The following is a 23,106-nucleotide window of genomic DNA, read 5'->3' as shown; positions in this document are numbered from 1 at the left end:
CGAAGGCCTTGTGGTGAGGAATCGGTTTCTAGACAATTCCCATTCTCACCGCGGGGCCTTCTTCACACCCCCTACGACACACCTACCCCTGTCGGATAATTCTCTACACCCTCAATCCGGAAGAGCCGGAAGACGCTAGAATGGCGTACGCCCGCGGAGCGGATGCGGGAGGTCCTTGAGGCCTGAGCACACCGGTGTTGCAACCACCCCCTGAAACCGCCCGTCCGGCCCAATCTGAAACAAACGGCCCAAAGATGCCTACCCCTCGATCTCCTTGATCCCCAGTTCGATGATGTCCATGGCGCGGACCAGGGTCGCCATGTCCGCGGCGAAGGACAGGCGCAGGTGGCCTTCGCCGGATGGCCCGTATTCCGCACCGGCCCGCAGCGCCACCCCGCGTTCTCCCAGCCGGGCCAGCATCGTGGTGCTGGGCAGGTCCTGCGGATAGGCGAACAGTGTGTAGAAGGCACCCTGCGGTTTGACGTGCGTGACGCCCGGCATGTCGTCCAGGCGCTCCGAGACGTAGTCGCGGCGGTGCCGGAAGGTCGCCACCATGTCCGCATAGCCCGCCTCGCCCAGATCCAGCGCGGCGATCGCGGCGCGCTGGCCCGCGGTGGACACGCTGCCGTTCATCAGCCGGTGCATCCGCTGGACCACCTGCGTGACCCCCGGTGGGGTGATGGCGTAGCCAAGCCGCCACCCGGTCATCGCATAGGACTTGGAGAAGGTCTGGACCAGCATAGTGCGCTCGGCCAGCCCCGGCACGTCAAGCGCAGAGGTGAACTCGCCTTCGAACACGAAGTTCTCATAGGCCTCGTCGGCCAGGAGCAGGGTGTCCGTGCCGGCCAGCATGTCCGCCACCGCCTCCAGGTCCGCCCGGGAGCACACGGCACCCGTCGGATTGCCCGGATTGCACAGGACCAGCAGCCGGGCCCCCGGCAGGACCGTGCGCAGTGCGTCGAGGTCCAGGTGCAGATCGGCGGTCAGCGGCACGAACTCGACCTTGGCCTGCCGGAACCTGGCGGTGTCCGCGTAGACGGAGAAGGTGGGCTCGGGGATGACCACGGTGTCGCCCGGATTGAGTACGGCCGACATGGTCGACATGATGGCCGCCGCCCCGCCGTGGGTCACCAGCACATCGGCGGCATCCGGCGGCGTGGGGCAGTGGGCGTACTTCGCGGCGATCTTCGCGCGCAGCTCGGGGTCGCCCACCAGCGAGGTGTAGTGCGTATAGCCCGAGCGCAGCGCATCGGTCATGGCGTCGATGATGGGCGCCGGCGTATCGAAATCCGGTTCGCCCTTCGAGATGTCGACGCAGTCGGCGGGGTAGGAGGTGGCCTCCCCGCGCAGGCTGGCCGCCATCATGGCGGCCAGATCGGCGGCGGGGGTGTAGAGGGCGGGGGAGTCAGTGGACACGGACATTCCTCTTTCGCTTCGGTGCGGATAGTGCCACGGTACTTACTGGCGGGCGGCGGGGCCGACGCCCTTGAGTGAGAAGGACAGTTTGAGCGATTGTCGCATCTCCAGCAGTTTCGCCACACCGGAAATGCACAGGTTGAGCCCCACGTAGAGGGCGGCGCCCACGATGAAGGTGGGCAGCAGATTGTTGAAGTCGCGGCCGATGTTGTTGACCACGTAGAGCAGATCGGTGTACGTCACCAGGTAGCCCAGTGCGGAGTCCTTGAGCATGACCACCATCTGGCTGACCAGGGTCGGCGTCATTGCGCGCAGGGCCTGTGGCAGCAGGATGAGCATCATGATCTGCGGGCTGCGCAGGCCGATCGACTTGCCCGCCTCCTGCTGGCCGGCCGGCACCGACAGGATGCCGGCGCGGATGATCTCCGCGACGACCATGCCGTTGTAGGCCGCCACGCCCAGCACCACCGACCAGTAGGGGCTCAGATTGCCCGCACCGATGTAGAACATGATGAAGATGAGCAGCAGCACGGGGACTCCGCGGAACAGCTCCATGAGCACGGTGGCGGTGCCGGCCACGGCCTTGACCCGGGATAACTGGGCCAGGCCGAAGATGAAGCCGATCGCAAGGGTGAGCACCGCGGACATCAGAGCAACCCGGATGGTTGACCACAGGCCCTGCAGCAGGGCCAGTTGGATATCGGAATAGGTGAAGGGGTCCCACTTCTTCGGGTCCAGCTGGCCGGTCACCTGGAAACGGTAGATCACATAGGCGATCAGGCCGATGAACACCACGGTGCCGATGACGGACACGATGTTGATGGTGCGCTTCTGCTTGGGACCGGGGACGTCGAAGTGGGCCAGGGCCGCGTTCGTCATCGCAGGATCACCGCCTTCTTCTCGATGAGTTTGAATGCGCGGCCCAGCAGGAAGTTCAACACGATGTAGACGGCCGCGGTGCCGATGAGGATCGGCACGACGATGTCTCCGCGCTTCTCGATCGCGTTCTGCATCGCGAAGATGATCTCCTGGTTGTTGAACGCCGAGGTGATCGAGGTGGACTTGAGCATCGTGATGATGACGCTGGCCAACGGCGGGATGACCGTCCGGATGGCCTGGGGCAGGATGATGAAGCGCAACGACTGGCCGAACCGCAGGCCGATGGCCCGTGCCGCCTCGGACTGGCCCAGCGGCACGGTCGAAATCCCGGAGCGGAACACCTCGCAGATGAAGCCCGCGGTGTACAGGGACAGGGCCAGGACCGCGTAGAAGTACGAATTGACACCCGGATCGGAGCTGAACCGCACCGCCAGGTAGGGCAGGCCGAACGCGCAGAAGAACAGGATGAGCACGCCGGGGGTGTTGCGGATGATGTTGACGTACAGGCCGCCGACGAACCGGAAGATCGGCACGGGGCTGACCCGCAGGACGGCCAGGAAGGCGCCCAGGATCAGGCTGAGGATCAATGTCAGGACGAAGATCTGCAGCGTGCCCAGGATGCCGTGGCCGAAGTTGACGATGAGTTGACTCAGGGACATGGGCGGGGTTCTCCCTCGGCAGGACGGAGTACCCGGGCCGGTTCCGAGCCGGCCCGGGCCCCGGGCTCAGTAGCGGTCGACCTTCGGGTCCTGGTAGCCGTCCTCGGTCTTGAAGACGTAGCTCCAGGCCTTCTTCATATCGCCGTTGCCGGATTCCCCGCCCTTCTCCAGGCCGTCGTTGACCGCCTCGCGCATCTCCTTGTCGCCCTTGGGCAGGCCGACGCCGTAGGGCTCCTCGGTGAACGGATCGCCCACCACCTTCAGGCCCTCATTGGCGGCGGCGTAACCGCGCAGCACGATGTCGTCGGTGGTGTAGGCGTCGACGTTCCCGCTCTGCAGATCCGATAGGCACTTGCTGCCGTTGTCGTAGGTGACCAGCTTGGTCTCCTTGAAGTTCGCCTTGATGTTCTGTGCGGGGGTGGAGCCGGCGGTGGAGCACACGGTCTTGCCGGCCAGGTCCCCCTTGGACTTGATCGAATCGTCGTCGTCCTTGATCAGCAGGTCCTGGCCGGCGTTGTAATAGGGGCCGGCGAAGTCGATGACCTTCTTGCGCTCATCGTTGATCGTGTAGCTGGAGACCACCATGTCGACCTGCCCGTTCTGCAGGAACGGTTCGCGGTTGGGCGTGGAGGTGTCGACGTATTCGATCTTGTCCGGGCCCAGGCCCAGGGAGGCGGCTGCGATCTTGGCGACTTCCACGTTGTAGCCCTTGGGCTCCTTGTCCGTGGTGCCCTTGTAGCTCAGGCCCGGCGAGTCCATGGCCATGCCGATCTTGATCTTGCCGTTCTGTTCGATCCGCTTCATGGTGGGGCTGCCGTCGAGCTTCACATCGGAGGCGACGGTGTATTCCGGCGCCTCCGTGCCGCCGTCGGCGGAATCGGTGGGGCTGCCCGATTTGCCACAGCCGGTCAGGGCCAGGGCGCCCACTGCGGTGATGGACAGGATTCCGGTGACGAGCTTCTTCATTTGGTACTCACATTCTTCTAGTGTGATGTGCATCACTGATAGTGAGCCTAGGAGTGGGGTGTATCGGTCGAGCGAAGAGCGTGTTTCGGAGGTGTTTCGAAGCGGGTGGGTTCCGATGGCGTCAGTCTGGCGCCGGATCAGTCCGCCGCGGGCAGCAGATGCGCATTCACCACGTGCTGCGGCCGGCCGCCGTGTAGCACAGCGGCGATCTGCCGAGCTGCCTGGCAGCCCACGATGTCGGCGGTCTCCGCGGTCAGTGCGCCGATGTGCGGGGTCACGATCACACCCGGCAGCTTGCGCAGTGGGTGGTCGGTGGGAACCGGCTCGACCTCTGTGCAGTCCAGCCCGGCGCCCGCCAGATCCCCTGCGGCGATGGCCGAGGCCAGGGCCGTGTCGTCGACGATGCCCCCGCGGGCGGTGTTGACGACGATCGCCCTGTCCGGCAGCCGGGCCAGGGCCGCAGCGTCGATCAGGTGGCGGGTCCGGTCGCTCAGTGGAACGTGCAGGCTGAGCACGTCCGTGTCGGCCAGGGCGGTATCCAGGTCGATGGCCTCGACTGTTTCGATTGTCGGTGCCGCGGCCGAGCCGGATGGGGTTTCGGCCGAGCCGAGTGCGGGGGCCACCTCGGAGAGTTCCGCCGCCGTCCGGCGGATCCGCTCGACCCGGTCCACGTCCGCGGAGTCGATGATCGCCAGGCGCACCCGCATTCCGCAGGCCAGCGCGCGGACGGCCACCGCCCTGGCGATCGAGCCCGCGCCCACCAGGGTCAGGGTCTTGCCCTGGACGTTGTGCCCACGCAGGGCCTCGAAGCCGTCCGGGGTCCGGTCGGTGGCGTGTGCGGCGATCGGCAGGCGGCGGTAGACCGCCAGGATCAGGGCCAGGGTCAGCTCGGCCACGGCCACCGCATTGCCGCCCGGTGTGTTGGTCACGGGGATGCCGCGGGCGGCCGCCGCGCCGATGTCCACGGCGTCGAAGCCGACTCCGTGCCTGGCGATGATCCGCAGGCTCGTGCCGGCCGCGACCTCGGCGGCGGGGAAGGCCCTGCTGCGCAGCATGACGGCGGCCACGACCGGGGCGATCCGCGCGTACGGCACCGCGGTGGGGCCGTAGCCGGGGACGACCAGGAAGTCGGAGAGTTCGGCCACTGCCGAGGCCGCGATGGGTTCGGAGACCCAGACGATCGGGGCATCGGGGGCCGGGTCCGTCAGAGCCGCGGCGCGGGCTAGGTCCCGCATGGGGTGGGTGGGCGCGGATCCCGTGGGGGTTTCGGGGGCCGTGGTGCCGGCGGTTGTTCGAGCCGTTCGCATCAGTGGCCGAGGATCTGGGCCAAGAACGTCTGCGCACGCTCCGAGCGAGGATTGGTGAAGAACTCCTCGGGCGTGCCCACCTCCACGATCTGCCCATCGGCCATGAACACCACCCGATCCGCGGCCTTGCGCGCGAACCCCATCTCATGGGTCACCACCACCATCGTCATCCCCTCCTTGGCCAGGCCCACCATCACATCGAGGACCTCGTTGATCATCTCCGGATCCAAAGCCGAGGTCGGCTCATCGAAGAGCATCACCTTCGGCTTCATCGCCAAAGACCGCGCAATCGCCACACGCTGCTGCTGCCCACCGGAGAGCTGCGCGGGATACTTCTGCGCCTGATGATCCACCCCCACCCTGGCCAACAACTCCATCGCCTCGGCCTCGGCCTGTGCCTTCGACAGCCGGCGCACCCGGATCGGACCCAGGGTCACGTTCTCCAGAATCGTCATATGCGCGAACAGATTGAACGACTGGAAGACCATGCCGACCTCCGAGCGCAGATTCGCCAACGCCGCGCCCTCGGCCGGCAGGGGTGCACCATCGACGGAAATCGTGCCCGACTCGATCGTCTCGAGCCGGTTGATCGTCCGGCACAGGGTGGACTTGCCGGAGCCCGAGGGCCCGATCACCACCACCACCTCGCCGGGGGCGATCTGCAGGTTGATGTCCTTGAGTGCGTGGAAGTCTCCGTAGTACTTCTCAACATTGCGGATGTCCACCAGGGCTTCGGTGCCGGCTGCGGCCGGGGTCTGTGCAGTCGATGTCATGCGGCTACCGTAGTGAGTCGATGTTTCATGAATGTGACAGGTATCACGTCTATCGGGTGTGCGGCGGGTTTGCGGTTTCGGTGCACGGCAACTTCGCACCGTCTATCTCAGATTGGGCCGTTCGTCCGGTCCAATCTGAGACAAATGGTCCAAAGATGCCGGCGTCCGTGCGGCTCAGCCGTTGACCGGACCGCGCGGGCCGTAGTCGAACCGGGCCGTCGCGGGACCGAAGGCCTTGAGCCCGGCCGGCGCGTCCTCGGCGTCCAGGTGCAGTTCCACGAACGAACCGACGCCGCGCTCCTGCGCCGCGCCGGCGGCGGCCAGCGCCTCCTCCAACTGCCCGAAGGTGTGCACGCGGTGGCTGCGCATCGCGGAGTCGCGCTTGAACACCTGCGGCAGAGCGGCGTAGTCCCAGTCGGCCACATCGTTGTAGGCGGCGTCCATGCCCATGATCCAGCGCTCGATCGTATAGCCGCGGTTGTTCAGCAGGAAGATGATCGGCGCCTGCTCATGGGCCAGGATCGTCGACAGTTCCTGCGCGGTCAGCTGGAACGAGCCGTCGCCGATGAACAGCAGGTGCCGGCGCTCCGGTTCGGCCAGCTGGGAACCGAACAGGCACGGCAGGGTGAAGCCGATCGCACCCCAGATGCCCGAGTTGATGTAGCGCACGCCCTCCGGCAGCGTCTGCACGGACAGGCCGATGTGCGAGGTCCCGGCCTCTGCGATCACCGTGTCGCCGGGGTTCACGAAGGCCGCCATCCGGGGCCACAGGCGCGCGTGGTCCAGCGGGGCGTCCGGGCCGGGCATGTCCGGGCCGGCCACGTCTGCGGCGGGTGCCTCCGGGGCCGAGGCCACGCCGGCTCCGGCGGCGGTGTCACCCGCCGTGGCGCTTCCGCCCGGCGCAGCGGCCCCCGAACCGTCCTCGAGGCGTTCGACCAGCACCGCCAGCAGCTCGCTCACCGTGATCCCCACGTATTCGGCGCCGTGCACGCTGACGTGCTGGTCGCCGATGTCGACGATCGCCTGCTGGGGCAGATGATGGGTGAAGGAGCCGGAGTTCGTCTCGATGAAGCGCGGTGTGGTGGTCAGCAGGAAGTCCGCGTCCTCGATCGCCAGGCGTACCCCGGTGGGGGAGTTGGCCCCGCCATAGGTGCCCAGGAACAGCGGATCGTGTTCGCTGAGAATCCCCTTGCCGGTGCCCAACTGCGCATAGTGCGTGCCGGTCAGGCGGGACAGGGCCTGCAGAGCCGTGGCGAAACCGTGGCGGTCCGCATCCTGGTCGATCAGCATGGCCGGGCGCTGGGCCCTGGCCCATAGCTCGAGCACGGCATCGGCCGCGGCGGCCAGACGTTCCGGATCGGAACTCGGCAGTCCGGGGTCGAAGGGGGCGTCGGGGACCTCGATCGTCAGATGCGAGATATCGCTGGGCACCTGGATGTGCACAGGGCGCTTCTCGCGGATCGCGGTGTGCAGGATCCGGTCGATCTCCTCGGCCGCGTTGATCGGGGTGATGCGCACGGCTGCGGCGGTGAACTGGCCGATCGAGGAGAGCATATTGCTGAAGTCGCCGTCGGCCATCGAATGGTGCAGTTCCCAGCGGCCCTCGGTGGCGTACAGCGGGGGCGCACCGGCGATGGAGACGACCGGCAGGTGTTCGGCCGCAGCCCCCGCGATCCCGTTCAGAGCGCTGAGCTCGCCCACTCCATAGGTGGTCAGCAGGGCGGACAGGCCGCGGGCCCGCGAGTAGCCATCTGCTGCATAGGCGGCATTGAGCTCATTGGTGGTTCCGACGAAGCGGATGCCGGGAACCTGCGGGACCTGCTCGAGCAGATTGAGGTTGAAGTCGCCGGGGACGCCGATGAGTTCGGTGACGCCGGCCTGGACCAGACGCGTGAGCAGGAACTCGCCGATGGGCATGCGCATGGGTGCCTCCTTTGTGTACAAGGCGGATGAATGAATAGGGCTCCAGCCTACGTGTGCGCAGTCACCCCAGGCGCTGCACCCGCCCCGTCACTTCGCGCGCTGTGCCCGCCCCGAGCTGATGAACAGGGTGGCGACGACGCCCGCGGCCACGATCGCCACCAGCAGGAAGAGCGTGTCGCCCATGGCCTGGGAGAACGCGCCGTGCAGGAAGTCCGGGAGCGAGGCCGCACCCGCCCCCTGCTCGACCGCACCGGCACCCGCATCGCCGGCACCAGCGCCGGCCTGGCCGGTCCCGGCGGAACCCGCGCCACCACCCGAGTCGCCGGTACCGCCCATCCCGGCTGCTGCCTCGGCCAGCCGGGTGTTCAGACGCGCCGTCATCATCGCCGCGACCGCCGCGGCTCCCACCACGGAGCCGATCTGCCGCGTGGTGTTGAAGATGCCCGAACCCGCCCCGGCCTCGCGCGGGCCCAGGTTCCGGGTGGCCAGCATCGACAGCGGGGCCCACATCGCGGCGTTGCCGATGCCCATCGGGATCGAGGCCAGGGCGACCCACAGCCAATGCGGATTCGTCGAGATGACCGCGGCCTCGAGCGCCAGGCCGATGCCGAAGCAGGCCAACCCGATGCAGGCCGTCCAGCGCAGGCTCCACCGGTTGAGGTTCTTGCCCACAATGGGCGACAGGGCCCCGCCGATCACCGCCAGCGGTGCCATGATGAGGGCCGACTGTGCGGGCGAATACCCGGGGACGGTCTGCGCCCAGGTCACCAGCGGCAGCGCGAAGGTGCTGATGGACGCGCCGATCGTGGCCACCGTGACATTGGCCAGGGTGAAGTTGCGGTCGCGGAACAGGCGCAGCGGCACCAGTGGTTCGGTGCGGCGCTGCACCCCCTGCCAGATCACGAAGACGACCATGCACACCACGCCCAGGCCGATCAGCAGGGGGATGGAGAGGATCCCGGTGATGACGCCCCAGCGGTACTTCGCGCCCTCCTCGATGCCGAAGACGATGAGGAACATACCCACGGCGGACAGGAAGACGCCCAGGATGTCGAAGCGGTGGGAGTGCACGGCCATGCGCGGGACATTGCGTTCGGCCAGGATGAAGGCCACGATCCCGATGGGTACGTTGATGAAGAAGATCCACTGCCAGCCGACCGCATCGACCAGCACCCCGCCCAGAATCGGGCCCACCAGGGTGGCCACGCCGGCGGTGGCGCCCCAGACGCTCATCGCCGGTCCGCGCCGTTCGACGGGGAACAGGCGGGTGATGGCGGCCATGGGCTGCGGGGACATGAGGGCTGCGCCCAGGCCCTGGACCACGCGCGCCACGATGAGCATGGCCAGCCCGCCGGACAGGCCGCACCACAGGCTGGCCAGGGTGAAGACGACCAGGCCGATCTGGTAGACGCGCTTGGGGCCGAAGCGGTCTCCCATCCGCCCGGTCACCAGCAGTGGCACGGCATAGGCCAGCAGATAGGCGCTGACGACCCAGATGACATCGGTGACGCTGCGGTCGAAGTCCCCGGCGATGCGCGGCATCGCGACCGACACGATGGTGCCGTCGACCAGGATCATGAAGAAGCCGATGATCATCGACCACAGTGCCGGCCACGCCTGTTCGTGCGTGCCCGAATGTGCGAAGTGGCCGTTGTTCGGTGGTGTGGGCATGGTGTTCCCTTCGGATCGGCCCTGGTGCAACTGTCCGCTGCGCACCGGTCCGACCGTGCGCGGGCCGAGGTCCACCTTAGACCGTTCTGGGCGGTGTGACTGCTGAGCCGCTACTACGATGATTGGGTGACGGGCCACAGTCGGCCCGGGGACGGGGTTCGGACATGGCCGATCACACAGTGAGGCGCGGCGCGGCGGGCGATGCGGCGGGCTTCGGTGGCCGACCGTCCGGTGTGCTCCTCGGTAAGGGCGCGTGGTTCGTCTTCGCGGCCGGTGGGGCGATGGTCGCCCTGGCGACCTTCCTCGACGTGTGGTGGCTCCAGCTGCCGGCCTTCTGTGCCATCGCCCCGTCCTTGGCCCTGGCCCGGCGGATTCCCCCGCGACGCTGCTACCCGGCCGGACTGTGTTTCTTCGCAGCCTGGCTGCTGCCCACCACGTATTGGTATTACACCTTCATGCCCGTGTGGCTGGCCGTGCTGGCGAGCGTGGGTTATGTGGCGCTGGCGGCCAATCTGTTCCGGTTGTTCGAACTGCGCCGGCTCGCATTCCCGTTCGTGCTGGCCCTGCTGGTGGTCTGCTGGCCCGCGCTGACATTCGTCCGCATGCACCTGCCCGTGACGCAGGACTGGTGGATCCCGCACCTGGGGTATGCGGTGTGGCGCAACAGCGGGGTGCTGCAATTGGCGGGCCTGGGGCCGGGCCCCCTCGGCGGCGAGACCACGCTCGAGGCCGCGGTCGTGTTGGCCAATGCGCTGATCGCGTGGCTGCTCGTGGGCGTGGGGCGGGCGGCGCTTGTTGGCGGGACCTTGCCGGCCAGCGGGAGGCCGTCCGCCGGCAGGGCCGGGCTCGCCGGTCGAGCGCTGCCGACTCCGCGGGCGCGCCTCGCGCGGACGCTGGCCGGTCCCGCGCTCGCCGTGGTGCTCATGGGCGTGGTCGCCGGGGCCAACGTCATAGTCTGGCGGATGCCCGGTGCGGGGCCGGCGTCGGGTCCCGCGCGGATCCTCGCGCTCCAGCAACCGACCGCCGGAGGCGTCGATGTGCCCGCGACTCGGGAGGACGTCGGCGCACTGCAACGGGCCACTTCGGCGGCCCTGGAGGAATCCGGCGCGCGGAGCGCCGCGGCGGGGCCGACCGTGGTCGTATGGCCGGAGAACTCGCTGTCCTGGGATCTGCGGCCCCGGGTGGCCGAGGCGGCCCGCGAGCTGGACGTGGCCATCGTCTTCCACGCCGTCGAGGTGCGCGGTGCGGACCACCTCAAGCGGGTCATCATGGTCGACGCCGAGGGGCGCCAGGTGTTGGTCAATGCGAAGCTCCACATCGCCCCGGACGAGATCGGCACGGGGGAGTACTCCGCCGGGTCGGTGCGGCTGGCGGGGCGCGCGGTGACGGCCTACGTCTGCTATGACATGCACTATCCGGACAGTGTCGCCCGGATCGGGGAGGCCGACCTGGTGCTGGTGCCGATCAACGACGCCGCCTACGGGCCCCTGCAACAGCGGCTGCACGCGGCCGACCTGGCGATTCGGGCCGTGCAGTCGGGCGCGGAGGTCGTCTCCTCATCGACAACGGGACCCACTGTCCACATCGATCGGCACGGCGTTGTGCGCGATTGGGTGTCCGGGCACGGTGCGGGCTCGTTGCAGGTGGGGGAGCCGGCCGCGGGTTGAGTGGTGTGTCGGTTGAGTGGTGTTTCACGTGAAACACGAGGTGGGAAGGGGCGGCTGGCCGGCGCCCGGACGGCTGGTGGTCGGCTGGGCAGTGCTCAGCCCACCGCGGGTGCGCCGTGTCCCCTTTGGGCGCGGCCCAACCACACGGCCACTGCGAAGCAGGCGGCGTACATGATCGCCAGTACGATCCAGCCGGGCAGGTAGCTGTTCCAGTTGTCGAAACCGAAGCCCACCAGCACGGGGCCCACGGCGAACCCGAAGTTCATCCCGGCGGCCACCAGGCCCGAGGCCACACCGATCTTGGACCTCGGCGCAACCGCCATGACGCCGGAGTTGATGACGACGTTCGCCGCCAGGGGGAACGCCGCGTGCAGCAGCACGCCGAGCCACAGGAACACGGGAATGTGCCACAGGGCGACGGCGGCCAGGCAGGCCAGGCCGACGATTCCGCCCAGGCTCATCGTCTTGATCATCGCCGCGGGCCGGGCGAAGCGGCCTGCCATCCGGCCCCAGGCGTTGCGGCTGAGGATGCCGGCCACGCCGATCGCGGCCAGTAGGAGGCCGGCCAACTGGATCGGGAATCCGACGGTCTGCACGGCGAACAGCGAGGCGTAGGCGTTCAGGCCCTGCGTGCCCACCGCGTTGAGGAAGGAGCAGACGGCGAACAGCCAGACGGCCAGCGGCAGGCGCGCCGGCTGCGGTTCCCCGGCCGAGGCCTCGGCCGGGCCGGCGGTATCGCTCGGCCGGGGTGCCCCGGCGGGTTCCGCGCCGGAGTCGGTGGCGTCCGTCGCGTCCTCGGGGAGCACCTGCCGGGTGGTGGCCTCGGTGGGGGAGTTTTGTAGGCGGGTGATGACGAACCAAGCGACGACCAGCAGTACGCCGGCGACGGACGCGCACATGATGGCGACGCCGGTCCAGCCGGCCAGGCCGCCAACCAGCGGGACTGTCAAACCGGAGAACAGGAGGCCGAACTGCACGCCCGACTGCTTCCAGCCCATCCATGCGCCGCGCTGTCGCAGGGGGACGCTGTGTGCGATGATCCGGTTGGTCGCGGGGTTCGACAGGGCCGCCGCGGGGCCTGCGAAGACCGCGGCGACCAGCAGTGCCGCATAGGTCGGGGCCGTGATGCTGACCAGGAAGGAGACGACCATGGTCAGGAAGATCAGAGTGATCTGCAGGCGTACGGGGATGCGGTCCGACAGGATGCCCAGCACGATCGAACTGCCGCCGGCGATGATGAACAGCAGGGTGATGATGAGGCCGTATTGTCCCTCGGTGATGCCATAGGTCCGCACCACTTCGGAACTCAGCGCGCCCAGCGAGTAGTTGAAGATCGGGCCGATCGCCATGGTCGCGACGAGCACGAACAAGAGGATGCCGGGGGCCTTGGGGGGATGTGCTGGGGTGGGCTGAGCGTGTGAGCGGGGAGACATATAGCCATGCTATACATGTCTCCCGATTGGGTCGGGGTGCTGTCCGCGATGGGAGCGGGGTGGGGTGGGTGTGGTGCGGGGGCGGCGGCTGGAAGTGATCCGATTAGACCTTTGGAAGCAGCCCCGTCCTCAACGCGGCGGATCGCAGATCATCCCGAAATGTGTCGAGGGATTTCAGGGTGTACATTCCGTCGATTTGCCGGTCGGTCCACAACTGATGGATCTTCCGCAGGTCCGATTGACGGGACTTCCAGCCGATGCCGTCGATGACTGCCATAACGTATTGGCGGGGCAAGCGGACTTCTGCCATTTCCTCGATCTCCCTGACCGCATCGGTCAGCTTGCTTCCGGTTGAATCGAATCCCTTGGCCGCTACGACGATCTGTGGGTCCGCAGTTCCTGGAATCACGAGGTCGCACGGCGCGCTGCGGTTATTGCGGCCGGTGAATCGTGTCCGAGTGGCATAGGGCAGACCGAGCTCGATGGCTACCGCTTCGATTCGGTCCTCAACTCTGCGCCCTGATACGCCCGCACGGGTAGCCGTGACTCTGGTACCGGCCCTGGCCACCAAGATGTCGCCCAGGGTGTAGGAGTGGTTCAGCTGTGCGGCCGTCAGCCTGACCAGGTCGAACTCTTCATCGAACCAGGTGATGAGAGCTTCGGGCTCTGCTTTGGCCAAGGTCGTCCAGCCGGATGTGTCGAAGCGGTTGCGCAGGGCGTTTTTGAGCTTTTCCTGGCTGAGCCCGACCATGAGCCCGAGGACGGGGACGTCTGCCGGGTAGCGGATAACCCAATCGGCAAGGGCCTCTACGCTGATCTCCTGTATGCATTCAAGGCTCTGGGCTGCACCCTTGATCGCTTCTGTTTGGGCAGTTGTCGAAGTCGGGTCGATATGGGGTGTCAATCGGCCGAGCGAGGATAGATAGTCGTCGAAGGTGACAGGAGTGCTCATCAGTCCCTGCCCACGAAGATGTATTCGGTTACGTTTCGTCTGGTGGCAGCGGAGTGCGTTCCGAACGCATAGGTATGGTCTACTTCGCGTACTTCCACCCGCGGTTTGTAGGCCTGAAGGATTTCAATGATGCGGTCGCGTCCGGGCAACGCGTTCGACGAATAGGACAGGATGATCGCCCCGGCGTTTTTGAACTTGTCGAAAGTGCGGTCCAACGCATCTTCAATCGTCCGTTTGTATGCGAAGGGAGTGTATTTCTTCTCGATCTTCTTGGTTTTCGTATTCTCCATGATGGTGACTCCGCGCCAGTACAGGCTGAGGCCTTCGAGGAAGTGATAGCGCTTCATATAGTCGGCGTCGTCACTGGGCGGGGCATAGGGCGGGTCCAGGTAGACCAGGTCGGGGGAGTCCTGCGGGAGTTCGAACACGTCTCCATGGACGGACATGCTGGTCCGCTCCGATTCGAAGACCACTGAGTTGTAATCTGTGACGTGTTCGCGGAAGTGCTGGTGCAGTGGGAGTTGGAGGTCGCGGCGGCCATCGGCATAGCGGGACGAATCGGTGAAGGTGAAGACGCCTCGCGGCTGTTTGCGGGCGGCGGACAGAACCAAGGCGGCAAGCGCGATGTCGCGGGTGTAGTCGTCCAACTGGTCGATATGGGACCAAGCCGAGTCGAGGAATGCCCTGTCTTCGGCGCTGAAGTACAATCCGTCGAATGTGCTCTGGATGAAGTCGCGGTCATCTGCTGCCGGTCCACAGATCTTCTCCACCAGGTCTGTAGGTAGGGTGGCGTGCTGGTTTTCTACCGTGGCCCGGGTGATCGTCGTGGGGAAATGGAGGAAGTCATTGCTGACCACGGAGAACCCCATGGACTTCAACAGATATGAGACCACTCCGGATCCGGAGAAAGCATCAACCGCAGTGGTGCCACCCACGTGATTGAAGACTTCCCAGAGCGCGGGCAGTAGCCGGTACTTCGATCCCATGTACCGCAGACGCGGAAAGCTCCTGGCGCGCTGTAGAGGATCATCGAACAGCGTGGGTGTCTGGAGCGGGCTAGTGGTCATGCGACCATGCTAGCCGGGAGGTCTGACATCGGACTGTTCCGCCGACATACGGGGTGCTCCTCGCCATCGCACTGTAATGCACCTCACCTTATGTTTCTCGGAGCTTCCGCTAAAGTTCTGCTCAGGTAGTCCGCATTGGGCGGACCCACTCATGAAAGTGAATATGAGCGCAACATCCCGCATCTCCCGCGTCCTCGTCTCTGCGGCAGTGGCCCTCGGCCTCGTCGCCGGTGGCACCCCCGCCATCCAGGCCCTGGCACCCGAGGCGACGGTCGCCACGGCCCAGGCCGCGACCTCGGCGGCCAAGAAGGTCACCGTCAAGAAGATCCCCAATAAGAAGGTCAAGGGATCCGCCAAGGCCACCGTCAAGCCCAAGTACTCCAAGGGCAAGAAGGTCAAGGTCAAGTCCGCCAAGCTGACCGTCAAGAAGGGCAAGAAGACGGTCGCGAAGAACAAGAAGTCCGTCAAGCTCAAGGCCGGCACATACAAGGTCACGACGACCGTGAAGTACTCGCTCAAGGGCAAGAAGAAGGTCTACAAGGTCTCCAAGAAGCAGACGCTCAAGGTGATCAAGACGAATGCGAAGGCCAAGAAGAAGCGCGGGACGCGTTACGTCCCCTCGGGCTGGAACTGCCCCAGGGCGTACCCGATCAAGGGGAACCAGTCCGGCATCTACCATGTGCCCGGCGGTACCTACTACGACCGGACCAACCCGGAGGAGTGCTTCTCCTCGGCAGCTGCCGCGCGTCATGCCGGCTACCGCGCCTCCAAGCGGTGAGATCCCCCGGAGTGCGAGCCCCGGCTCCACTCCGCTGACGACGGCTCCCGGGCCCTCTCTTTCCACTACTTACCGAAATGTTGATTTCCGAGCCGAAATGCCGGATTTTCACCACTTCGGTAAGTAGTGGAAGTCATTCAGGGGTGTGACCGGAATGAACGGTGTGACAGTGCCGTTGATTAGGATGGGATGACCGCCGAGGATACCGAGTGCGATTGCGCATCCGGGCCCCCGGCACACAGTCATACGGCACACAGCCAACAGCATCTTCGAAGGGACCCGCGCGCAATGAGCGAAGAACTGGTCGTACTCCTGGACGACGCCGGCAATCCGATCGGCACCACGCCCAAGGCGACCGTGCACACGGAGGACACGCCCCTGCACCGGGCGTTCTCCTGCTTCGTCCACAATGAACAGGGCCAGATCCTGCTGACCCGCCGCGCGCTGAGCAAGAAGACCTGGCCCGGCGTGTGGACCAATTCCTTCTGTGGGCACCCCGGTCCGGACGAACCCGACACCGAGGCCATCGCGCGGCGCGCCCAGGACGAACTGGGTATGCGCATCACCGACATCACCGAGGTCCTGCCGGACTTCCGCTACCGTGCGATCGACGCCTCGGGCATCGTGGAGAACGAGATCTGCCCCGTCTACACCGCGCAGATCGACGGCGATGTGCGTGCCCGCGCCGACGAAGTCATGGACTTCGCCTGGGTCGCCCCCGAGCAACTCACTCAGGCGCTGCGCGCGACCCCCTTCGCCTTCAGCCCCTGGTTGGGCTGGGAGTGGGAAGAGCTGGTGGGCCAGGCGTGAGGGCTTCGGGCGCAGAGGGCTCTGGCGCCTCGGAGTCGGTGCGCGGTGCCACCGACCCCTTCGGACTGGAGCTGCCGGTCGGCACCCGGCCGGTCGCCTCGGGCCCCTACCTGGAACACGGCGATGTGGTGCGCTGGCACTTCCGCCGCCACGACTACCCGCGTCACCTGACCGAGGTCGTCCAGCCGCTGCGCGTGGTCGCCCACGATGAGCGCGGCATCGTGCTGTGGCTGGCGGGGGACAGTGTGACGGTCGAGTCCCGGCTGGTCGGCTACGCGGACATCAATCCGCACCTGGTGCCCTTCGACGTGCGCTTCGTGCCGGATCCGCCCACCCGGGTGCAGGTGCCGGGCTCCTGGTACGGCAGCGGGGTGCTGCGCATTGTGCCGGCGGACAGCCCCTTCTCCGTCTGGGTCTTCCGCGACCGCACCGGGGCGCACAAGTCCTGGTACATCAACCTCGAACAGCAGCACCGGCTGTTGGACAGCGGGGACGTCGGAGTCGCAGCAGACCTGTTCACCGCCGACCACATCCTCGACGTGGTGGTGCGCCCCGATGGGAGCCGGCGCTTCAAGGATGAGGATGAGCTGGCCGGCGCGGTCGAATTCGGCATGTGGACACCCCGGATCACGGAGCGGATCCGCGCGAACTCGCAGATCGCGCTGGCTGCCCTCGAAGACGGGGCACACCCGGCCCACTGGGCGTTCTCCCCGGAATGGACGCGGTGGCGGGCTCCCGAAACGTGGGGGCCCCTCGGGGTTTAGAACTTCACGGTGCCGGGACATTCGATGAACGCATGCCCCATCGAGTGGGAACCTACCCGCGGAAGAAGGCGAAGACCTGGGCGATCTGCTCGCTTTCGGCGCCCGCGGCCAGCGCCAGGGTCAACAGCAGGCGGGCCTTCCTGGCATCGACGAAGCCCGCGGGGATCAGCCCCAGCCGCTGCAGGTCCAACTCCGAGCCCGGATAGCCATAGGTGGACTCCAGGGTCCGGCCCGAGCCGGTGCGCGAGGCATAGACGACGGGCACCCGCTTGGCCAGGGCCTCGACCTCGCCCAGGGCCCAGAACGGCACATGGCCGCCGCCCACACCCGCGATCACCGCGCCGGCGTAGCCCGCATCCGGCAGGTACGACAGCAGCTTGAGCGATTCGCCCATGCCCACCTCGATCAGCGCGACGTCCGGATAGGTGCCGCGCCCGGCGATCTCCGGCAGCTCGGTGCCAGGCTCGCCCGAGGCCGCCGCGCCGTTCGCTCCAGCGCCCGCCGCGCCTTCCGGCCCCGGCTCCTGCTCGGGCACGCCGAAGGGGCTGGGCACCCGGGCGGGCATATGCGCCAGGACGAGCTGGTCCTCGGACACCCAGCCCAAGGGCCCGGCTGCGGGACCCGAGGTGAAGGTCGACGCCGAGGACGCGTGCGCCTTGCGCACGAACGTCGGGTCGTGCACCTCGTCGTTGAACACGAGCACGGCCGGCAGGAACGACATCTGCTCGTCGAGCGCGGTGACCACGGCCGCGCGGACGTTCGCGGGACCGTCGGCGCCTGGCAGGGATGGCCCGCGCATCGCGCCGGTCAGCACGATCGGGATGCCCGCATCGTTCATCACCGACAGCGCGAAGGCGGACTCCTCCAGGGTGTCGGTGCCCTGCGTGAGCACCACGGCGCGGGCGCCCGCCGCAGCGGCTCTGCGGGTGGCGCGCACAACGCGTGCCAGGTGGTCCAGGGTGATCGCGCCGGAGCCCACCTGCGCGATCTGCTCGAAGGTCACGCGCACCCCGCCGGCCGGCGCGCCCTCCGGGCCCAGCAGCTCGGGTCCCGGACCGCCGGCCAGCCCGGTGCCCGGCAGGGTGTCCAGGCGCGCGGCAGCCGCAATGGCCTCGGCCCCTACCTGTGGGGTCACGCCGGCGTTCCCGGAATCCGCCGGGACCGAGGCGATCGTGCCGCCCAGCGCCAGGAAGTGGATGAGCGGGGCGGACCCGTCATGGGCGGCGGGAGCGGCCGGGAAGCCGGCGGGTGCAGCGTCTGTCACAGAACTACCTTCCAGATGATCATGAGGACCGTGGTGAAGAAGCCCACCACGTAGTTGATGCGGATGAAGAACTTCCAGCCGTCGTGCGCACGGGCGGAGTCCTCGTCCGAGATGTTCCAGAACCGCCCGGCCATCACCAGATAGGGCACGGCCAGCAGCGAGCCCAGCCACAGGGGCCAGGGCGCGAAGGCGACGAGGACGCCGGCCACCGCATAGAGCAGCACCGCCAGCTGGCAGGTGGCCCTGGCGCCCAGCACGGTGGCCACGGACTTCAGGCCGGCCGCGCGGTCGGGGCCCACGTCCTGCACCGCGCCGAAGGCCTGGCTGGCCACGCCCCACAGGAAGAAGGCCAGCAGCACGCGGGCGCCGGTGGCGTCGGGCCAGGCGCCCACGCAGGCCAGGGCGAACCAGGCGGGGGAGGAGAAATGTACGGACGAGGTGACCGAGTCCAGGATCGGCACCTCCTTGAACCGCAGCCCCTTGACGCTGTAGGCGGCCACCGCGAACAGGCTCAGCGCCAGCACGCCGACCATCGCCCAGGAGCCGACGACCACGAAGTACGCGATGAAGGGCAGGCAGCTCAGGATGGCCGAGGTGATGATCGTGTGATGGTGGCCCGGTGGCACCAGGTGCCCCTCGACGCCGCCCTTGCGTGGATTGCGCAGGTCCGATTCGTAGTCGAAGACGTCGTTGATGCCGTACATCGCCAGGTTGTAGGGGATGAGGAAGAACAGGCAGCCGATCCAGAACGTCCAGTCCGGGCCGCCGCCGGCCAGCAGGTAGGCGGCGCCGAAGGGGAAGGCCGTGTTGATCCAGGAAATCGGCCGCGAGGAGCGGATGACATCGCCCAGGGATGCGTGACCGTCTGCCGTGTGGATGGTTTCAGCGTTCGTCTGCATGCGTGTGCGTTCCTCCCGTCGACGACTCGCCTGTATCGGCCAGGGTACTCGGTTGCCCGCGCTGTGGTTTCGGACCCAACAGGCTCCACAGCGCCGGCAGGGCGAGGGCGGCGAACAGCGAGTAGGCCAGATCCTCCACCGGCATCAGGCCGATGCGCGCTCCGCTGGAGTGTGCGCTGCTGTACTCCATCAACCCCACCAGGATCATGATGTTGTCGAACACTATAGTCAGCGCGAACAGGATCGCGGCGGCGCTCAGCCCCGCGCGCCACGACAGTCCGCCGCGGCGCGACTGCCGGCCGCGGCGCAGCGCCACGCCGAACACGACGGCGGCGGGGACCAGGAAGACCAGGTTGATCAGGGTATAGGTCATCGTCTGTCCCCTGAGTCGCCGGGGCGCTTGCGCAGGGTGTGCAGGATCCTCGCCGATCCCGTGTAGAGGACCATGGTGCACCAGATGAGGAAGGCCAGGAAGAACAGTTCCTCCAGCGTCAGGTGGGGGACGATCTCGATGCCGGACAGATAGGGGCTGGGGCCGCGGGTGAACACGCCGAAGCCGATCCCCAGCAGGTCCCAGGCGATGAAGCACACGAAGCCGATCCCATGCACCCAGGCGGCGCGGCGGGCATCGGCGAACCAGAATAGGCTGAAGCGCCAGTCCAGCAATCCCATGCAGGCTAGCCCGCCCAGCAGGCAGCCGAGGTAGGCGAAGGTCATGGGTGCTGTACCCCCGTGCGGCCGGCGCCCGGCTGCAGTGTTCCCGGGCACGGTGTTTCCCCGCGCAGGGCTTCTTTGCGCAGTGCCGCGGGCTCCAGCGGATGTGTGGAGCGGTTGTCCAACAGGGCCTTGAGGACGTTCTCCGCACTGATCAGCGCCATCGGCAGACCCACCCCCGGCGCGGCGTAGGTTCCGGCATAGGCCAGGTTCCCCACGCGCCGGCTCAGCGTGCGCCCGCGGAACATGGCGGACTGGAACAGCGTGTTCGCCGGTCCCAGTGCGGTGCCCGACCAGGCGTAATAGGCGCGCGCATAGTCACCGGGAGCCAGCAGGTGGCGGACCAGTGTGCGCTCACGCAGATCCGGGGTGTCGATGCGTGCGCCGATGGCAGCGACGATGCCGTCGGCATAGTCCTCGACGTCGTTCCGGCCCGCGCGCAGCTGTTCATCGGCGGGCACCGGGACCAGGACGAACAGGTTCTCGCAGTCCGCCGGTGCCACCGATGGGTCCGTGACCGATGGTGCGCACACATAGGCGCTGGCCGGCTGTGGCAGGACGCGCTCGGTGAAGATCTGGTCGAAGTTGCGGTCCCAGTCGCGGGTGAAGAACAGATTGTGGTGGGTCAGCTCGGGCAGGCGTCCGCGCACCCCCAGCATCAGGGTCAGCGCCCCGAAGCCGGGGTCCTTGCGGCCTCCCAGCGCCGATGCCACGCGCTCGCGTGTGCCACCGTGCGTCACCGGGCTGTGGATAGTCGCCCTACCAGGCACCGTGCGTCCCCAGGCCTGGGGACGCACGGTGCGCGCCCATCCGGGCAGCAGACGCGTCTCGAAGTGGTGCTGGTCCCCGGCCGCGACCAGGAAGTCCAGCGGCACCGACTCCAGCGAGGGCCCGGTTCCCGCCGGATCCCCGTGTGGAGTCGAGAGCGGGATCGGACGCGGGGTCGAGCGCCGGATGAGCACCTCGTGCACACTGCCGCTCCGGCCGGAGCCCCGCATGCCGCGGGAGGTGGGGCGGTCCGCCCGCACTGCCACGACCTCGGCGCCGGTGTGGATGCACACGCCCGCGGCCCGCGCCAGATCCGCGATCGCCGTGATGATCGTGTGCATCCCGCCCAGGGGATACTGCACGCCGTCGACCAGATCCAGATGGCTCATCAGCTGGTACAGCGCGGGCGCGCGCCGGGGCTCGGTGCCCAGGAAGACCGCCGGATAGCCCAGCATCTGGCGCAGCAGCGGGTGCTCGACCGTCCGCTCGACGCGGTGCCCCAGGCTGCCGGCCAGCAGTCCCGGCAACCGCGGCAGCCTGCTGAGCACCCGGGCCGAGGCCAGTGCGGAGTAGCCGCGCGCGCCCGTGAAGGTCGTGTAGAGGAAGGAGTCGAGGGCGAGCCGGTAAGTGTCGCTCGCTTCGTCCAGGTAGGCGTCCAACGTGTGGGACGAACCGGGTTCGAGGGACTCGGCCAGGGACAGCACGCGCTCGCGGGGGACCCCGTGACCTCCGGTCGATCCGGTGTGGATGGGGGCGGTCGGGGCCGCCGGGCTGTGACCTCCGGTCGGGATGGCGCCGGGGACGTCGATGGAACCGGAGCCGGCCGTATCGAAGATGCGGTAGCCGGGGTCCAGTGTGATCATGTCCAACTGTTCGGCCGTCGAGGTGCCGCACAGGTTGAAGAAGTGCTCGAAGACCTCGGGCATCAGGTACCAGCTGGGCCCGGTGTCGAAGGTGAAACCGGAGTCCTCGATGATGCCGGCGCGGCCGCCGAGCTGCGGGTTCTTCTCCCACAGATCCACATCGGCGCCCGCGCGGGCCAACAGGGTGGCGGTGGCCAGACCCGCGATCCCCCCGCCGATCACACCGATTCTCATGCGTGCCGGTCCTCGTCATGCGGGTCTGTACGGTGTTGGTCCGCCCGGGCTTGGTCCGCCTGCTGCCGGCTCTTTCGGCGCAGGCTGCGCGGGGCGTGCGGCAGCAGGGCGCGCTCCAGCAGAGTGCGTGTCGGGGAGCCCGCCTGCCCGGAGCGGGAGGTCGCGCCCCGGCACACGGCACCGGCCACGATCGCCAGTTTCTTCGCATCGGGCACCCGGATCCGGGAGGTGGCCAGGAGTTCGGCCGGTGCGGCATCCAGCCGCTCGGTGAGTTCGGCGAACAGGTCGTGGGCCGCCCAGACGGCGGGCCGTACGGGGGCGGGCAGTTCGTCGATGACGGCCGCCGCCCTGGCCAGGTCTGCGCGGATAATGGCGACTTCACGGTCCTTGGCCTCGGCGTTCATGCCAGTGGCGTTCATGCCCCCAAACCGGGAAGATGCCCCGGTATCCGGGGGTGTTTCCCCGGTTTCGGGGCATGCGCACAGATAGGCGCGGTGCAGCTCGTCCGCGTCCTCGGCCAGGTCGCGCAGGAAGTTCACGCGCTGGAACGCAGAGCCCAGGGCCCGGGCCCCGTCCTCCAGCCGGGTCAGGCGCGCGGGTGGGACCGGTGCGTCGGCAAGGAAGATGCGCAGGCACATCAGTCCCACGACCTCGGCGGAACCGTGGATATATGCGGCCAGCGTTTCGGGGGTGTGGGGTTCGGGGTCCGCGTCGGCGGCCATCGAGGCGAAGAACGGGTCCCAGAGTTCGGCGGTGATCCCGGTCGCCCTGGCGGTTTGGGCGAAGGCGTGAACGATCAGATCGGAGGAGAAACCGCAGTCCACCGCACGGACGATGCGGGCGCGGAAGGCCTCGAGCTCCGCGATCTTCTGTGCGCCGGTGGCGTCCGGCCAGGCGCCGTCGACGACCTCGTCGGCCACGCGGACCATTGCGTAGAGGTGGCCGATACGTTCCGAAACGGGGCTGGGCAGCAGGCGGGAGGCCAGGGAGAAGCTGGTGGAGTAGCGTCCGATCACCGTGCGGGCCGCTCGTCTGGCCGCGCGCGTGTACATCGGGGCCGGTGCTTGGGTCATAGGCAAATCATCTCATGTCGGCATGGTGGGACGGCTCGGGCCGGTCGCTGCCGCATCACATGCGCAAACCTGCAGTACATGCGCGTATATGCGTATGTACCCTCTTTGCCAAGCTGGTTGTGAGTCAGTCACGATCAAGCAAAGGAGAGTGATCTCGCATGGTCAGCGTTGTGGGATTCACCGTCGAAGAGGTCCGTGAGTTCGTTCGCGAGTACGAGCGTCAGCC

21 protein-coding genes are annotated in these 23,106 nt (G+C 67.5%); 4 read left to right on the top strand and 17 right to left on the bottom strand.

What is annotated here, in order from left to right:
• Window positions 1-258: 258 nt before the first annotated feature.
• The 8 genes from NQ036_RS14740 to NQ036_RS14705 all read right to left on the bottom strand — a co-directional run bounded on the left by NQ036_RS14740 (window position 259) and on the right by NQ036_RS14705 (window position 9,594).
• Window positions 259-1,416: an aminotransferase class I/II-fold pyridoxal phosphate-dependent enzyme gene (locus NQ036_RS14740; RefSeq protein ID WP_257059855.1), complete on the bottom strand. Its 1,158-nt coding sequence runs from the start codon at window positions 1,414-1,416 to the stop codon at window positions 259-261.
• Window positions 1,417-1,458: 42 nt separating this feature from the next.
• Window positions 1,459-2,295, bottom strand: coding sequence for an amino acid ABC transporter permease (locus NQ036_RS14735; RefSeq protein WP_257049477.1), 837 nt, complete (start codon window positions 2,293-2,295; stop codon window positions 1,459-1,461).
• Complete coding sequence (locus NQ036_RS14730; RefSeq protein ID WP_257059853.1) at window positions 2,292-2,954, bottom strand: amino acid ABC transporter permease; 663 nt, start codon at window positions 2,952-2,954, stop codon at window positions 2,292-2,294. Before NQ036_RS14730 ends, NQ036_RS14735 begins: the two co-directional genes overlap by 4 nt.
• Before the next feature lie 66 nt (window positions 2,955-3,020).
• Window positions 3,021-3,920 carry a glutamate ABC transporter substrate-binding protein gene (locus NQ036_RS14725; RefSeq protein ID WP_257049474.1) on the bottom strand — a complete coding sequence of 300 codons (900 nt, stop codon included), beginning with the start codon at window positions 3,918-3,920 and terminating at the stop codon, window positions 3,021-3,023.
• 137 nt (window positions 3,921-4,057) lie between these two features.
• Window positions 4,058-5,227 (bottom strand): NAD(P)-dependent oxidoreductase, encoded by a 1,170-nt coding sequence (locus tag NQ036_RS14720; RefSeq protein ID WP_257049473.1) that lies wholly within the window; start codon window positions 5,225-5,227, stop codon window positions 4,058-4,060.
• Entirely contained in the window at window positions 5,227-6,000 is a 774-nt protein-coding gene (locus NQ036_RS14715) for an amino acid ABC transporter ATP-binding protein (protein ID WP_373566599.1), read from the bottom strand. Before NQ036_RS14715 ends, NQ036_RS14720 begins: the two co-directional genes overlap by 1 nt.
• 174 nt (window positions 6,001-6,174) lie before the next feature.
• Window positions 6,175-7,923: an alpha-keto acid decarboxylase family protein gene (locus NQ036_RS14710; protein ID WP_257059849.1), complete on the bottom strand. Its 1,749-nt coding sequence runs from the start codon at window positions 7,921-7,923 to the stop codon at window positions 6,175-6,177.
• 87 nt (window positions 7,924-8,010) lie between these two features.
• A complete protein-coding gene (locus NQ036_RS14705; RefSeq protein ID WP_257059847.1) occupies window positions 8,011-9,594 on the bottom strand; it encodes a DHA2 family efflux MFS transporter permease subunit in 1,584 nt (527 codons plus the stop codon).
• A gap of 164 nt (window positions 9,595-9,758) precedes the next feature.
• Between NQ036_RS14705 and NQ036_RS14700 the strand changes: the two genes are divergently transcribed.
• Complete coding sequence (locus NQ036_RS14700) at window positions 9,759-11,261, top strand: hypothetical protein (RefSeq protein WP_257059844.1); 1,503 nt, start codon at window positions 9,759-9,761, stop codon at window positions 11,259-11,261.
• A gap of 95 nt (window positions 11,262-11,356) precedes the next feature.
• Here NQ036_RS14700 and NQ036_RS14695 read toward each other — a convergent pair whose 3' ends face one another.
• The 3 genes from NQ036_RS14695 to NQ036_RS14685 all read right to left on the bottom strand — a co-directional run bounded on the left by NQ036_RS14695 (window position 11,357) and on the right by NQ036_RS14685 (window position 14,713).
• On the bottom strand, window positions 11,357-12,694 hold the full coding sequence (locus tag NQ036_RS14695) for a nitrate/nitrite transporter (protein WP_257049467.1): 1,338 nt from the start codon (window positions 12,692-12,694) through the stop codon (window positions 11,357-11,359).
• 103 nt (window positions 12,695-12,797) lie between these two features.
• On the bottom strand, window positions 12,798-13,646 hold the full coding sequence (locus NQ036_RS14690; RefSeq protein WP_257049465.1) for a hypothetical protein: 849 nt from the start codon (window positions 13,644-13,646) through the stop codon (window positions 12,798-12,800).
• A complete protein-coding gene (locus NQ036_RS14685; protein WP_257049464.1) occupies window positions 13,646-14,713 on the bottom strand; it encodes a DNA adenine methylase in 1,068 nt (355 codons plus the stop codon). The genes NQ036_RS14690 and NQ036_RS14685 overlap by 1 nt, the downstream gene beginning before the upstream one ends.
• A gap of 163 nt (window positions 14,714-14,876) precedes the next feature.
• Here NQ036_RS14685 and NQ036_RS14680 point away from each other — a divergent pair, with 163 nt between their 5' ends.
• The 3 genes from NQ036_RS14680 to NQ036_RS14670 all read left to right on the top strand — a co-directional run bounded on the left by NQ036_RS14680 (window position 14,877) and on the right by NQ036_RS14670 (window position 17,065).
• Window positions 14,877-15,491: a hypothetical protein gene (locus NQ036_RS14680; protein WP_257059841.1), complete on the top strand. Its 615-nt coding sequence runs from the start codon at window positions 14,877-14,879 to the stop codon at window positions 15,489-15,491.
• A gap of 288 nt (window positions 15,492-15,779) precedes the next feature.
• The gene (gene idi, locus NQ036_RS14675) at window positions 15,780-16,301 is read left to right on the top strand and encodes an isopentenyl-diphosphate Delta-isomerase (RefSeq protein ID WP_257049461.1); all 522 of its coding nucleotides are present in this window, start codon (window positions 15,780-15,782) and stop codon (window positions 16,299-16,301) included.
• Window positions 16,298-17,065, top strand: a complete 768-nt coding sequence (locus NQ036_RS14670) for a DUF402 domain-containing protein (protein ID WP_257049459.1) — start codon at window positions 16,298-16,300, stop codon at window positions 17,063-17,065. The genes idi and NQ036_RS14670 overlap by 4 nt, the downstream gene beginning before the upstream one ends.
• Before the next feature lie 52 nt (window positions 17,066-17,117).
• Here NQ036_RS14670 and NQ036_RS14665 read toward each other — a convergent pair whose 3' ends face one another.
• From NQ036_RS14665 to NQ036_RS14640, 6 genes are read right to left on the bottom strand one after another with little or no spacing between them, the layout of a single operon-like run.
• Window positions 17,118-18,329, bottom strand: coding sequence for an asparaginase domain-containing protein (locus NQ036_RS14665; protein ID WP_257049457.1), 1,212 nt, complete (start codon window positions 18,327-18,329; stop codon window positions 17,118-17,120).
• Entirely contained in the window at window positions 18,326-19,228 is a 903-nt protein-coding gene (locus NQ036_RS14660) for a prenyltransferase (RefSeq protein ID WP_257059839.1), read from the bottom strand. Before NQ036_RS14660 ends, NQ036_RS14665 begins: the two co-directional genes overlap by 4 nt.
• Window positions 19,212-19,601, bottom strand: a complete 390-nt coding sequence (locus NQ036_RS14655) for a lycopene cyclase domain-containing protein (RefSeq protein WP_257059836.1) — start codon at window positions 19,599-19,601, stop codon at window positions 19,212-19,214. Before NQ036_RS14655 ends, NQ036_RS14660 begins: the two co-directional genes overlap by 17 nt.
• Window positions 19,598-19,945: a lycopene cyclase domain-containing protein gene (locus NQ036_RS14650; RefSeq protein ID WP_257059832.1), complete on the bottom strand. Its 348-nt coding sequence runs from the start codon at window positions 19,943-19,945 to the stop codon at window positions 19,598-19,600. Before NQ036_RS14650 ends, NQ036_RS14655 begins: the two co-directional genes overlap by 4 nt.
• The gene (locus tag NQ036_RS14645) at window positions 19,942-21,807 is read right to left on the bottom strand and encodes an FAD-dependent oxidoreductase (protein WP_257059830.1); all 1,866 of its coding nucleotides are present in this window, start codon (window positions 21,805-21,807) and stop codon (window positions 19,942-19,944) included. The genes NQ036_RS14650 and NQ036_RS14645 overlap by 4 nt, the downstream gene beginning before the upstream one ends.
• Window positions 21,804-22,880 carry a phytoene/squalene synthase family protein gene (locus tag NQ036_RS14640; RefSeq protein ID WP_257059828.1) on the bottom strand — a complete coding sequence of 359 codons (1,077 nt, stop codon included), beginning with the start codon at window positions 22,878-22,880 and terminating at the stop codon, window positions 21,804-21,806. The genes NQ036_RS14645 and NQ036_RS14640 overlap by 4 nt, the downstream gene beginning before the upstream one ends.
• Window positions 22,881-23,106: the final 226 nt, after the last annotated feature.

Source organism: Brevibacterium sp. 91QC2O2 (genome assembly GCF_024580695.1).
Classification (GTDB): domain Bacteria; phylum Actinomycetota; class Actinomycetes; order Actinomycetales; family Brevibacteriaceae; genus Brevibacterium; species Brevibacterium moorei.
The sequence above is the reverse complement of the archived record's forward strand: the minus strand, read 5'-3'. Positions and strand labels throughout refer to the sequence as shown.

What these genes read in the sequence shown, in the direction of transcription:
- NQ036_RS14735 (WP_257049477.1), bottom strand. Translation starts at nt 2,295, where the DNA reads ATGACGAACGCGGCCCTGGCCCACTTCGACGTCCCCGGTCCCAAGCAG.
- NQ036_RS14730 (WP_257059853.1), bottom strand. Translation starts at nt 2,954, where the DNA reads ATGTCCCTGAGTCAACTCATCGTCAACTTCGGCCACGGCATCCTGGGC.
- NQ036_RS14725 (WP_257049474.1), bottom strand. Translation starts at nt 3,920, where the DNA reads ATGAAGAAGCTCGTCACCGGAATCCTGTCCATCACCGCAGTGGGCGCC.
- NQ036_RS14720 (WP_257049473.1), bottom strand. Translation starts at nt 5,227, where the DNA reads ATGCGAACGGCTCGAACAACCGCCGGCACCACGGCCCCCGAAACCCCC.
- NQ036_RS14715 (WP_373566599.1), bottom strand. Translation starts at nt 6,000, where the DNA reads ATGACATCGACTGCACAGACCCCGGCCGCAGCCGGCACCGAAGCCCTG.
- NQ036_RS14710 (WP_257059849.1), bottom strand. Translation starts at nt 7,923, where the DNA reads ATGCGCATGCCCATCGGCGAGTTCCTGCTCACGCGTCTGGTCCAGGCC.
- NQ036_RS14705 (WP_257059847.1), bottom strand. Translation starts at nt 9,594, where the DNA reads ATGCCCACACCACCGAACAACGGCCACTTCGCACATTCGGGCACGCAC.
- NQ036_RS14700 (WP_257059844.1), top strand. Translation starts at nt 9,759, where the DNA reads ATGGCCGATCACACAGTGAGGCGCGGCGCGGCGGGCGATGCGGCGGGC.
- NQ036_RS14695 (WP_257049467.1), bottom strand. Translation starts at nt 12,694, where the DNA reads ATGTCTCCCCGCTCACACGCTCAGCCCACCCCAGCACATCCCCCCAAG.
- NQ036_RS14690 (WP_257049465.1), bottom strand. Translation starts at nt 13,646, where the DNA reads ATGAGCACTCCTGTCACCTTCGACGACTATCTATCCTCGCTCGGCCGA.
- NQ036_RS14685 (WP_257049464.1), bottom strand. Translation starts at nt 14,713, where the DNA reads ATGACCACTAGCCCGCTCCAGACACCCACGCTGTTCGATGATCCTCTA.
- NQ036_RS14680 (WP_257059841.1), top strand. Translation starts at nt 14,877, where the DNA reads ATGAGCGCAACATCCCGCATCTCCCGCGTCCTCGTCTCTGCGGCAGTG.
- idi (WP_257049461.1), top strand. Translation starts at nt 15,780, where the DNA reads ATGAGCGAAGAACTGGTCGTACTCCTGGACGACGCCGGCAATCCGATC.
- NQ036_RS14660 (WP_257059839.1), bottom strand. Translation starts at nt 19,228, where the DNA reads ATGCAGACGAACGCTGAAACCATCCACACGGCAGACGGTCACGCATCC.
- NQ036_RS14655 (WP_257059836.1), bottom strand. Translation starts at nt 19,601, where the DNA reads ATGACCTATACCCTGATCAACCTGGTCTTCCTGGTCCCCGCCGCCGTC.
- NQ036_RS14650 (WP_257059832.1), bottom strand. Translation starts at nt 19,945, where the DNA reads ATGACCTTCGCCTACCTCGGCTGCCTGCTGGGCGGGCTAGCCTGCATG.
- NQ036_RS14645 (WP_257059830.1), bottom strand. Translation starts at nt 21,807, where the DNA reads ATGAGAATCGGTGTGATCGGCGGGGGGATCGCGGGTCTGGCCACCGCC.
- NQ036_RS14640 (WP_257059828.1), bottom strand. Translation starts at nt 22,880, where the DNA reads ATGACCCAAGCACCGGCCCCGATGTACACGCGCGCGGCCAGACGAGCG.